Source organism: Thiocapsa sp. (assembly GCF_035467215.1).
GTDB lineage: Bacteria > Pseudomonadota > Gammaproteobacteria > Chromatiales > Chromatiaceae > Thiocapsa.
Map to the genome: position 1 here is coordinate 1 of NZ_DATITZ010000066.1, position 11480 is coordinate 11480.

Annotated in this window: 13 protein-coding genes; 10 read left to right on the forward strand and 3 right to left on the reverse strand. The window is 64.4% G+C overall.

All coding sequences use genetic code 11. From position 1 onward, the window contains the following. Positions 1-478, reverse strand: a 478-nt coding sequence (locus tag VLR48_RS03385; RefSeq protein ID WP_325290423.1) for a Gfo/Idh/MocA family oxidoreductase, incomplete at its 3' end; no start/stop codon positions are given. 351 nt (positions 479-829) lie between these two features. Between VLR48_RS03385 and VLR48_RS03390 the strand changes: the two genes are divergently transcribed. From VLR48_RS03390 to VLR48_RS03410, 5 genes are all read left to right on the forward strand, one after another. Next, positions 830-1381: a cytochrome b gene (locus tag VLR48_RS03390; protein WP_325290424.1), complete on the forward strand. Its 552-nt coding sequence runs from the start codon at positions 830-832 to the stop codon at positions 1379-1381. A 239-nt stretch (positions 1382-1620) separates the two neighbouring features. After that, complete coding sequence (locus VLR48_RS03395; RefSeq protein WP_325290425.1) at positions 1621-2799, forward strand: aspartate aminotransferase family protein; 1179 nt, start codon at positions 1621-1623, stop codon at positions 2797-2799. Positions 2800-2827: 28 nt separating this feature from the next. Then, a complete protein-coding gene (argF, locus tag VLR48_RS03400; RefSeq protein WP_325290426.1) occupies positions 2828-3754 on the forward strand; it encodes an ornithine carbamoyltransferase in 927 nt (308 codons plus the stop codon). 108 nt (positions 3755-3862) lie between these two features. Next, entirely contained in the window at positions 3863-4546 is a 684-nt protein-coding gene (locus VLR48_RS03405) for a TIGR04211 family SH3 domain-containing protein (protein WP_325290427.1), read from the forward strand. Positions 4547-4871: 325 nt separating this feature from the next. Further along, positions 4872-5327 carry a hemerythrin family protein gene (locus VLR48_RS03410; protein ID WP_325290428.1) on the forward strand — a complete coding sequence of 152 codons (456 nt, stop codon included), beginning with the start codon at positions 4872-4874 and terminating at the stop codon, positions 5325-5327. Positions 5328-5890: 563 nt separating this feature from the next. Here VLR48_RS03410 and VLR48_RS03415 read toward each other — a convergent pair. Beyond that, positions 5891-6361 carry a HyaD/HybD family hydrogenase maturation endopeptidase gene (locus tag VLR48_RS03415; protein ID WP_325290429.1) on the reverse strand — a complete coding sequence of 157 codons (471 nt, stop codon included), beginning with the start codon at positions 6359-6361 and terminating at the stop codon, positions 5891-5893. Positions 6362-6484: 123 nt separating this feature from the next. Here VLR48_RS03415 and VLR48_RS03420 point away from each other — a divergent pair, with 123 nt between their 5' ends. Continuing rightward, positions 6485-6730, forward strand: coding sequence for a HypC/HybG/HupF family hydrogenase formation chaperone (locus VLR48_RS03420; RefSeq protein ID WP_325290430.1), 246 nt, complete (start codon positions 6485-6487; stop codon positions 6728-6730). Between the two features lie 47 nt (positions 6731-6777). On the opposite strand, the gene VLR48_RS03425 is transcribed toward VLR48_RS03420, so the two are convergent. Next, entirely contained in the window at positions 6778-7233 is a 456-nt protein-coding gene (locus VLR48_RS03425; RefSeq protein ID WP_325290431.1) for a hypothetical protein, read from the reverse strand. A gap of 206 nt (positions 7234-7439) precedes the next feature. Here VLR48_RS03425 and ppsR point away from each other — a divergent pair, with 206 nt between their 5' ends. The 4 genes from ppsR to VLR48_RS03445 all read left to right on the forward strand — a co-directional run bounded on the left by ppsR (position 7440) and on the right by VLR48_RS03445 (position 11320). Beyond that, positions 7440-8255: a posphoenolpyruvate synthetase regulatory kinase/phosphorylase PpsR gene (ppsR, locus tag VLR48_RS03430; RefSeq protein WP_325290432.1), complete on the forward strand. Its 816-nt coding sequence runs from the start codon at positions 7440-7442 to the stop codon at positions 8253-8255. Positions 8256-8392: 137 nt separating this feature from the next. Beyond that, the gene (locus VLR48_RS03435) at positions 8393-9490 is read left to right on the forward strand and encodes a Re/Si-specific NAD(P)(+) transhydrogenase subunit alpha (RefSeq protein ID WP_325290433.1); all 1098 of its coding nucleotides are present in this window, start codon (positions 8393-8395) and stop codon (positions 9488-9490) included. A 120-nt stretch (positions 9491-9610) separates the two neighbouring features. Continuing rightward, positions 9611-9907, forward strand: a complete 297-nt coding sequence (locus VLR48_RS03440; RefSeq protein ID WP_325290434.1) for a proton-translocating transhydrogenase family protein — start codon at positions 9611-9613, stop codon at positions 9905-9907. A 12-nt stretch (positions 9908-9919) separates the two neighbouring features. Then, on the forward strand, positions 9920-11320 hold the full coding sequence (locus tag VLR48_RS03445) for an NAD(P)(+) transhydrogenase (Re/Si-specific) subunit beta (RefSeq protein WP_325290435.1): 1401 nt from the start codon (positions 9920-9922) through the stop codon (positions 11318-11320). The last annotated feature ends 160 nt before the right edge of the window (positions 11321-11480 follow it).

Below are 11480 nucleotides of genomic sequence, written 5' to 3' on the forward strand. Positions count from 1 at the left end.
ACGTCGAACACCGCCGCGACGCACTCCGCACACCGGCTTCGCGTTCCTCAGGCTCCTCGCACTCATCCACCTGCCGACACTGCGCCACCGAGGTGATCAGTGCGGGAAAGCCGCGAGCATTCCGCGCGAAATAATTCGGGACTCGGCCGGTGAAATAAAGTGAGCGACAACAGCTGACGTTCAGCGTGAAGGGTTTGTCGACCACCACATGCTTGCCCGCCTCGAGCGCCTCGGCCGCTAGGGGGTGATGTGTTGCGTTCGGGGTCGCCAGCACGACGAGGTCGATGTCCGGGCGAGCGATCAGCGCCTGCGGCGACGCACAGACCGCAACATCCGGCCAGGCGGCATGGACCTTGGCCGCATTGCCGCTGGCGATGGCGCTAAGGCGCAGGCCGGGGACCGCTGAGATCAGAGGCGCGTGGAAGGTCGCGCCGGTGTAGCCGAAACCGAGGATACCGACGCTCAATGGCGTACGCATCAGCAGGCTCCTGAATGGAAGTTCGGCACGATAAGGGTCGGGATGCAACGGCCCTTGCGCGGAGCGTCGTTTGGACAGCGCTCCCTGTCGCAAGATCGCCCCGCATCGGGTGCTCGCCCGAGCTGAAACGTCGGATTTGTCCGGAACTCTGCAGGTTTCGCGCTCGACCCCTGCGCGCACGCCGTCGCCCGGTGAGTCTTCGGGGGTGGTTGTGTCGGTGTCCTTGGGTACTACTTTATGACGGGGGAGACCGGAAGAAACCGCGTTGGATGGCTCAGGGGGCGTTTGGGCGCGCACGGAGCATAACGCCGCCGACGTGAATTATCACATCAATGTCTTTCGGAGGACTGCATGGAGACCCTTCGCTACAACTATGCTCAGCGACTTCTGCATTGGCTGATTGCCCTGCTGGTTTTGGGTTTGCTGGCCGTCGGCTCCTTGTTGGGAACCCTCGGGTTCGACGGGCTCAAGGATCTGGTCGGGTTGGAAATGACCAATCAACTCTACGGATACCATAAGACATTCGGTATCCTGCTGCTGACCCTGATGATCTTACGCCTTGCCCTGAAGAGGCTTTTCCGGTCTCCGGCCTATCAACCCCCGTTGACCGGATTGGAGCGTGCGGGCAGTCTGACCGTGCATACGTTCGTTTATGTCGCCCTGATCCTGATGCCGGTTTTGGGTTGGCTGGGGACGGCGACCGGGGGTTTTCCGGTGCAGTTCTTCAACCTCACTCTACCGGGCCTGGTGCCCGAGAATAAGGAGTTGAGCAAGATCCTGTTCCAACTTCACGCGATTGTCGGTTGGGTGATTTTGGTCCTGATCCTGATTCACGTCTCTGCAGCGGTCTATCACTGGCGGATCAAACGTGACGGTGTGATGAAGCGCATGAGTCTATTCTAATGCTCCGGCCGGAGCGCGATCTTGCCGAATTCGCGGATCGTCCGACGATTGGGTCGGATCCTCTTTTCTGCGGCTGATCGCGCGTCCGCTCGGGGGCGCTGCAGACAGGTGTCGCGGGTTCTTGTCGCTCAGGTTCTTTTCGCGCTATATTCCCCCGCTTCGCCTTTGAGCAGAGGCGGTTTCCCTTGCGGAGGAACCGCCTCTTTTTGTTTTCCGGAGACTGAGCGGGGTCTGCCCCAATGACCGAACCCTTGATGGCCACCTATAAGCGCTTGCCTGTCGCCTTTGAGCGCGGCGAGGGCGTTTGGCTTTGGGATACGGAAGGCCGGCGTTATCTCGATGCGCTTTCCGGCATTGCCGTGTGCGGGCTCGGGCATGCGCACCCGGCGGTTCGCGATGCGATCTGCGAGCAGGCCGGGCTGTTGATTCACACCTCGAACCTGTACCGGATCACCGAGCAGGAGCGCCTCGGCGCGATGCTGACCGAGATGTCGGGCATGGATCGCGTCTTCTTCGGCAATTCCGGTGCGGAGGCCAACGAGGCCGCGATCTTGATCGCGCGTCTCCATGCCCACCGGCGCGGGATCGAGAATCCCGCGATCCTGGTCGCCGAGAACAGCTTCCACGGGCGCACGCTCGCGACCCTGTCGGCGACCGGCAATCGCAAGGTCCAAGCCGGTTTCGAGCCGCTCGTGCAGGGCTTCGTGCGGGTCCCTTACGACGACGTCGAGGCCATCGAGACCGCAGCGGCCAATCGTCTGAACATCGTGGCCATCCTGGTCGAGCCCATCCAGGGCGAGGGCGGTATCCGGATCCCGGCGCCGGACTACGGACAGCGTCTGCGCGAGTTGTGCGATCGGCACGGCTGGCTCTTGATTTGCGACGAGATCCAGACCGGAATGGGGCGCACCGGGCGGTGGTTCGGGCATGAGCACGGCGGGACCCTCCCCGACGTCGTCACCTTGGCCAAGGGCCTCGCCAACGGCGTGCCGATCGGCGCTTGCCTTGCTCGCGGGGCGGCGGCCGAGGTCTTCGGGCCGGGTTCGCACGGCTCGACGTTCGGGGGCAACCCACTGGTTTGCCGTGCAGCGCGTGCCGTGTTGGAGACGATCGTTGCCGACGACCTGGTCGCCAACGCGGCCGAGCAAGGAGCCTATCTGCTCGACGGCTTCCGGAGTGCCTTGAACGACGTGCCCGGCGTGGTCGAGGTGCGCGGGCGGGGTCTGATGCTGGGGATCGAGCTGGAACGCCCCTGTGCCGATCTGGTCGGGCAGGCGCTCGAGGCCGGTCTACTGATCAACGTGACGGCGGAGCGCGTTATCCGCCTCCTGCCGCCCTTGATCCTGGCTCGGACCGAGGCCGACCGACTTCTCGAAGGGCTGACGACCCTGGTCAAGCGCTGGTTGAGCGATGTCTGAGCAACGCCCCGCGGGAGAGACGACGTCTATGGATGCCGATCAGACACACTGCCGACACTTTCTGTCCTTGCTCGATCTGAGCGCCGAAGAGGCCCGAGGACTGATCGCGCGGGCGACCGAGCTCAAGCGGATGTTGAAGTCCGGCGAGGACTATCGGCCGTTCCCGAACCGTACCCTGGCGATGATCTTCGAGAAATCCTCGACGCGCACCCGGGTGTCCTTCGAGGTCGGCATGGTGCAGCTCGGCGGCCACGCCTTGTTCCTGTCCCCGCGCGACACCCAACTGGGCCGCGGCGAGCCGATCGAGGACAGCGCACGGGTGCTCTCGCGCATGGTCGACGCCGTCATGATCCGGACCTTCGATCACGACATCGTCGACCGTTTCGCCGCGAATTCGCGCGTACCTGTCATCAACGGCCTGACCGACCGTCTGCATCCCTGTCAGCTGCTGGCCGACATGCAGACCTATCACGAGCATCGCGGCGATATCCGCGGTCGACGCGTGACCTGGATCGGCGACGGCAACAACATGTGCCACTCCTTCATGGAGGCCGCGCAGGTGTTCGATTTCGAGCTGAGGGTTGCCTGTCCGGAAGGGTTCGATCCGGATGCCGATCTGCTCGCCGCGGTCCACGACCGTTGCAGCATCCTGCGCGATCCGCAGGAGGCTGCCGTGGGGGCGGATCTGGTCGTGACCGACGTCTGGGCCAGCATGGGCCAGGAAGATGAGCAGGCGAAACGCGAGGCCCTGTTCGCGCCCTTCCAGGTGGATGATGCCGTCATGGGGCGGACCGCGCCCGACGCACTCTTCATGCATTGCCTGCCGGCGCATCGGGGAGAAGAGGTGGCCGCCTCCGTCATCGACGGCCCCAGATCCGTGGTCTGGGATGAAGCCGAGAACCGTCTCCACGCCCAAAAGGCCCTGCTGGAATTTCTCCTGCTGCCACGAGGGTGACAGGCGCCGGGCCCTGGTGTAACTTGCGGTTTTCGCTGGCCCGACGCGACCGCTCGGCACGGTCGCGAGACTGCTCACGTCCGACCTACGCCTCGCCGAGGATCCCCCGTGAGACGTTCCACGCTCCTCTTCGTCCTGCTCCTGGGCATCCACTTCGCGCAGATCCCGCCGGTATGCGCCGCGACGCGCTATGTGACGGACTCGCTCGAGGTCACCTTGCGCACGGGCGAGAGCAACCGCTATCGCATCATCCGCATGCTGCCGAGCGGTACGCCGGTGGAGGTCGTCAGCGTGAACAAGGCGACCGAATACGCGCGCGTGCGTACCGAGGACGGGACCGTCGGTTATGTGCTCGAGCGTGAGCTGCAGGACGAGCCTGCCGCGCGCAATCGCGTCATCGAGCTCGAGAAACGCTTGGTCGAGCTGCAGGGCGAGCCGGACACGCTGGCCGCGAGGCTCGGGGCGCTGCAGACGGCGTACGACCGGCTCGATGCCGATTTCCAGGTCGTGCAGCGCGAGAAGCTGCGGCTCGAGCAGGAGCTGGCCACCATTCGTCATGCCTCGACCAACATCCTCGACATCACCAGCGACCGAGAGCGTCTGCGCATTCAGGTCAGCGAGCTCACGCGCGAGCGCGCCGACCTCGAGCAGGCCAACCGCGACCTCGGCAACCGGACCAATCAGCGCTGGTTCATGATCGGAGCCGGCGTCATCCTTATCGGGGTGCTGATCGGCCTGTTTTTACCGCACCTGAGCTTTCGCCGTCGGCGCGGTTCTTGGGGGTCGCTCTAGAAGGCCCCGGATGCTCGGGCGCGGCGGAGCGGCTGAGTTCGGTGCCGCAGCGCATTGGGTGCTTCGAAGGCTGCGTGAAGCGGAACGCGGGACCCGGCCAGAGGTTGAGCCGGCCTATGCTAGACTCCCGGCCAAGTTGAGTCCGATGATTCGATCCGCCTGACGGGGTGTTTGCGGCCCGATGAGCGCCCGATGAGCGTTGTTCCGGTCGGAGCTGCGAACGGCGGACGCAAACAGGCTTTATCGAACCGACGATGCCGCCCGGGATCGACGACCCGGCTCGATCCCATTCGTGCGATGCGCTTCCAAATCCGAAGGGGTTTTCATGTTAAGAGAGTGGTCCGGTATCTACAGCATCGGGATCGAGGAGATCGACCGACAGCATCAAGGCTTCTTCGCCGCGTCGCATCAGCTCTACGAAGCGATCCTGGACCGCGAGGCCAAGACCGGCGTGATCGATGCCGTTGCCTTCATGCGGAGCTACGCGGAGACCCACTTCTCCACCGAAGAAGACTTCATGCGTCGGCACGACTATCCGGATCTCGACGCGCACCTCAGGCAGCATGTCGCCTTCATGCGGCGCTTGGATGAACTAGAGAACGATCTGCGGACCTTTGGTCCCGGCCAGGAGCTCGCGGATCGGGCCTTGGAGATGACCCAGGATTGGTTGATCGATCATATCGCGGACGAGGACGTCCTCTACGCACTGCATGTAAAGGCGGGTGAGCTCGGCGACCATCCGCCCCGGCATCGGGAGCAACCGACGATCGGGGATCGGTAACCCCGGGTCCGGCAGCAGGGGAGCGTTACGGTCCCGCTGCTGCCGACTGTCGATACCTGTCGAATCAGGCCCGCCCCGCCCGACCTGTTCGGATCGAGCCGCCCCGATCGAGCCGCCCCGGTAACCCGGAAACAGGGCGCCGCCGGGGCTGCCCGGGCGATCGGTCAGGATGCCTTATCGACATCGTCCCCGGCAGCCGCTTCAGGAGCCGGCGTCTGCGGTGCTGCCGCTTTGGCTTTCCCCGTGCTGCGGCAGTGGCTCGCGACCTCGATTCCATCCTTTCGTGTATAGCCTGCCTGCCAGCGGCATGCCTCCGTCGTCCCGCATACCGCTTCTTCAAGGCCCTTGCACGCCGACGCGGCGAAGGCCGGGCCGCTGAGCGCGAGGGTGAGCGTGGCTGTGGTCAGGGAAAAGGCCGAGAGAGAGCGAATCGTCGTGGGTCGCATGTAGGCTGATCCTCGTTTGTGGTTTGGAGGTCACGCCACGAATCTAAACGTAGCGTGTTCGCAAACGATAGAGGGATGCCGTACACAAATCAAGGGTTCTTGTGCGAGGTGCGCCCGTCAGGTGGCCCAACGATCCACCAGTGCACGGATCCGTGCGATGGCCTCGGGGATCGCTGCCTCGACCGCGGGCGTCAGCCGGTCGCCCCAGCCGACGAATTCGGGCTCGATGCCGACCAAGGCGCGTTGGAGCGGGAGGGTGTCGGTGAGGCGTGCGATATCCATTAGGTCGGAAAGACTGACCTCGTGAACTGTCTTGGCATTGACGCTGAGCTGGCGATCCATCGCCTCGCCTTCGAAGACCCGGACGCTGCCGGGTGGCTCGCCCATTGCGGCGGCATCCACGACGATCAGCCGCGGACAGTCCCCGATCGGCAGGGCGAGCGTGAAGCTCAGGGTTCCGCCGTCGATGAACACGAGGGATGCGTCCGGATCGCTCTCCTGCTCGAGTCGGCGAACGACCTCCGCGCCGACCGCCTCGTCGGTCATGAGGACGTTGCCGAGGCCGAGGATGAGTGTGGTGGGTTGCACGGCGGTGGACCTTCTCGGGCTGATGAGGGGTGATCCTAAGATCGTTTGATCTGAGTCCTTGCGGGTGGGCGCGGAGCGGCTTAGCCTGCCGAGCAATGATCGACTTCCCTTGGGGGCTTGTCCATGTGTCTCGGTATCCCGATGCAGATCCAGTCCGTCGATGGCTTCGTGGCCCGGTGCACGGCGAAGGGCGCGGAGCGCGAGGTGAATCTCTTCATGCTGCAGGACGAGACGATCGGCGTCGGCGACTACGTGGTCGTCCATCTGGGCCACGCCATCAGCCGGATGAGCGAGGAGGAGGCGGCTGCGGCCTGGGAGATCTATGACGCCATCCTCGCGGCGCAGGACGGCGGCCGGATCGAGGTCTAGCCGGCGGGCCGGGATGCCCGAGCGGGCGCCCCGGCCGCTAGACAGACTCAGCCCAGGAATGCCTCGGTCAGCGCGTACTGATGCTCGGCCTCGGAGGTCTCGGGTGCGTCGTCCTCCTCGATCAGGGTGCAGTTGACGGCCATGCGGGCCTGCATGGCGGCCTTCCAAGCGCGGTTCTGTTTCTCGCTCAGGAGCGCATCGGGCGTCAGGGCCGCCGCGGCGGAGGCGGCGACGAAGTGATCGGCTTGGGCCAGCCAATCGGTGTCTTTGCCGCAGTCGGTGTAGGTCTTGGTTGCGTACGCCTTGGCCGCCTTGAAGGCGTCTTCCAGCTCGCCGGGGGCGGCCTCCTCGCGCATTCCGACCTCGATGGCGCGGTTGACCCGCTCGTCCTTGCTCAACGGCATGACGTGATGGGCGAAGCGGGAGCCTAGAATGCGTTGCTGCTGTGCGTCGAGTCCGTTGAGGGCATCACGCAGCGCGTGGTCGTTGTTGATCTTGGGCATCGGGAAGCTCCTCGGCCTGTGAGTGGGCCGGCCGGATGGCCTGCCGGCTCGGCGAAGATCGGCTGGCTTGCCGACCGAAATCGGTCACGGATCGTCCGACGCATCCGGCATGGGTGTCGCGCCGCGGTGCTGCCGGGATCAAGGGTTCTCCATATCACCAAATTCCAATATAGACTGCATTGACTTGCATCACTCCGTCGGAGCCTATGAACCGTACCGTCTTCTTCGTCTCAGAGAGCACCGGCATTACCGCCGAGACGCTCGGCCACAGCCTGCTGTCGCAGTTCGATACCATCGACTTCGAGCAGGTGTACATGCCCTACATCAACACCGACCTGCGCGCCAAGGCGTTGACGCAGCGGATGCAGGAGGCCGCCGATCGCGACGGGGTGCGCCCGATCGTCTTCGCCACCATGCTCAACAACGAGATCCGCGCGATCCTGGAAAGCGGCAATTGCTACTACGTCGAGCTCTTCGAGGGTTTCGTCGCGCCGCTCTCCGCGGAGCTGGGCGTGCCGCCGAGCCGAAAATCCGGGCGCAGCCATGCCATCACCAAGCCCAGCTATTACACCAAGCGGATCGAGGCGATCAATTTCGCCATGGCCAACGACGACGGGGTCCGGCCGGACAACTTTCATCGCGCCGACGTGGTCTTGATCGGTGTCTCGCGCTCGGGCAAGACGCCGACCTGTCTCTATCTCGCCATGCATTACGGTCTGCGCTCCGCCAACTATCCGGTCACCGAGGAGGACTTCGAGCGCGGGGACGTCCCTCAATTGGTCTGGGACTGTCGCCACAAGCTCTTCGCGCTCACCATCGATCCGCAGCGCCTGCAACTGATCCGCGAAGAGCGGCGTCCCGGCAGCGGGTACGCGTCTTTGGAGCGTTGTCAGGAGGACATTAGGATGGCGACTCAGATCTACAAGCGGCTGCAGATCCCGGTGCTCAACACCACGAGTCAGTCGATCGAGGAGATCTCCTCGCACATCATCAAGGCGCTACGCGGGAGCGGGGAACGCTGAGGATGCGCAGTCCGCTTCTTGGCCCGAATGCGCCCCGAATCGGTGCGCGGTTGGTTGCGGCGACTGGTCCCTACACCGATAATGCGCGGGTTTTTGCCGCTTTAGGGCGGCCGACCTGCGGATAGGACGACAGAGCGATGAAGATCGGAATTCCCTTGGAGACCGCCCCCGGCGAGACCCGCGTGGCCTCGATCCCGGAAGTGATCAAGAAATTGATCGGTAAGGGTTTCGAGGTCATGGTTGAGGCGGGCGCCGGGGTGCGTGCCGGCTACCCGGACGACGACTTCGCGGCGGCGGGTGCGCAGCTGACCGATCGCGCAGGCGCCTTCGATGTCGACCTCCTGCTCAAGGTCCGTCGACCCGATGCCGCGGATGTCGAGGCGCTGCGGCCGGGCGGACTCTATATCGGCCTGCTGGAGAGCTGCGGGGAAGACGCGATCCTCTCGGCCATGCTCGCCAAGGGGGTTCGCGTCCTCGGGATGGAGCGGATGCCGCGCACCTCGCGCGCCCAATCCATGGATGCCCTGTCCTCGCAAAGCAACATCGCCGGGTATCGCGCGACCCTCGAGGCGGCGGCCCGCTACGGCCGTTTCCTGCCCATGATGATGACCTCCGCGGGTTCCGCGAAGCCGGCCCGTCTGGTCGTCCTGGGTGTGGGTGTGGCGGGCCTTCAAGCGATCGCCACCGCGCGTCGACTCGGCGCCGATGTCTACGCCTACGACGTGCGCCCCGAGACCCAGGAGCAGATCCGCTCCCTGGGCGCCAAGCCGATCGAGCTGGACCTGGGTGAAAGCGGTTCAGGCGAAGGCGGTTATGCCAAGGAGCTCTCCGAGGAGGCGAAGGCGAAGCAGCAGGCGGCCCTGAGCGACCAGCTCGCCAAAGCTCACGTCATCATCACGACCGCCCTGATCCCCTGTCGCCCGGCACCGGTCCTGGTCACGGAAGCGGTCGTGAAACGCATGCGCCCCGGGTCCGTCATCGTCGATCTGGCCGCGGCCAACGGCGGCAACTGCCCGCTGACGGTCGCGGGCGAGATCGTCGAGCGCCACGGCGTGACCATCGTGGGTCTGACCAACTTCCCCGCCTTGGTCCCGGCGGACGCGAGCGCCTTCTACGCCCGCAACCTCGCCAATCTGATCGAGATCATGTTCACCCCGAGCGAGTCCGGCCCGGTTCTCAAGGACCTCGCCGAGGACGACATCACGGCGGCCATGCTGGTGAAGCCCTCGACCTGAGAGCGATCCGAGACATCGGGCCGCAAAGACAGCGTTGCGGCCCGAACGCCTTTTCTGCGATGACTGACCAGGGATCATCGGCGACGCGCCCATGATCACCGTCCAACCGGAGTTACCCCTATGCCCGAGGCACTCGATCCCTCGCTCGTTGCCCTCTATGTCTTTGTTCTGGCCTGCTTCATCGGCTACTGGGTGGTCTGGGGCGTCACGCCCTCGCTGCACACCCCGCTGGTCGCGCTCACCAACGCCATCTCGGGTATCGTTCTGGTCGGCGCTCTGCTCGTCGCCGGCGATCCGGATGCGGGGCTCTTCACCCGGATCATCGGCTTCATCGCCGTGCTCCTGGCGTCCATCAATGTCTTCGGCGGCTTCCTGGTGACACACCGGATGCTTTCGATGTTCAAGAAGAAAAAGTAAGGATTGGCCGTCATGACGCTTTCAGTGAATCTCCAGGCGGTGGCCTATCTGGTCTCGGCCGTGCTCTTCATCCTGGCCCTCAAGGGTCTGACCCATCCGGCATCGGCTCGGCGCGGCAACCTCTACGGCATGCTCGGCATGCTGATCGCCGTCGTCGCGACCCTGATGGGCGATCAGGTCCAATCCTACGGATTCATCATCGTCGGGATGACGCTGGGCGCGATCATCGGCATCATCGTGGCCCTGCGCATCCAGATGACGGCCATGCCGCAGTTGGTGGCGGCCCTGCATAGCTTCGTCGGTATGGCGGCGGTCATGGTCGCCATCGGGACCTTCCTCACCAAGCGCGGCGCAGGTGAGTTGAGTGCGCTCTTGATGGGCGAGATCTCCGCCGGCGTGGTCATCGGTGCCATCACCTTCACCGGATCGGTCATCTCCTTCGGCAAGCTGCAAGGTCTGCTCAGCGGCAGCCCGGTCAAATTCAAGGGCCAACATCTGCTCAATGCGCTGCTGGGGATCGCGACTCTCGCCCTGGCCGTGCATTTCGCCATGACCGGCAGCCTGATCTCGCTGACCCTCATGACCCTGCTCGCCTTCACCCTCGGCGTGACCCTGATCATCCCGATCGGCGGGGCGGACATGCCGGTCATCATCTCGATGCTGAACAGCTATTCGGGTTGGGCCGCAGCGGCGACCGGCTTCACGCTGCACAACAACCTGCTCATCATCGTCGGCGCACTGGTCGGCTGCTCGGGCGCGATCCTCTCCTACATCATGTGCAAGGCGATGAACCGCTCGATCCTCAACGTCGTCTTCGGCGGTTTCGGCTCGGACAGTAGCGGCGCGGACAGCGCGGGCGCGGTCGCCGCCGAGAAGGGTGTAAAGTCGGCCGCGGTCGAGGATGCCGTCTACTGGATGGAGGATGCCAACCGGGTCATCATCATCCCCGGGTACGGCATGGCCGTCGCTCAAGCGCAGCACGCGCTGAAGGAGTTGATGGAGCTGCTGGAGGCACGCGGCGTGGAGGTCAAGTTCGGGATCCACCCCGTCGCCGGCCGCATGCCCGGGCACATGAACGTGCTGCTCGCCGAGGCCGACATCCCCTACGACCGCGTGCTTGAGATGGACGAGATCAACCCAGACTTTCCGAGCACCGACGTGGTGCTGGTCGTCGGCGCGAACGACGTCGTCAATCCCGCGGCCAAGGAGGACAAGACCAGTCCCATCTACGGCATGCCCATTTTGGAGGCCGGGCGCGCGCGTCAGGTCTACTTCCTAAAGCGCTCCATGCGTCCGGGTTACTCGGGTGTGGACAATCTGCTCTTCTACCAAGAGAACACCTCGCTGGTCTTCGGCGATGCGAAAGACACCATCGAGGGGATGAACAGCGCGTTGAAGGGCGGCGGGCACTGAGCCTAAACCGCGTCCAGAGCGAGATGCTCACGTTCGCGTGAGTTCGACGTTTGATGCATCCATAACCCTTAGCGGGGACGCGGTTTAGAATTTTATATTTTTTAATACCTTAAACCGCGCCGCCTACGACAATTATCGGAGCCGGCGCGGCCAAGCCAAT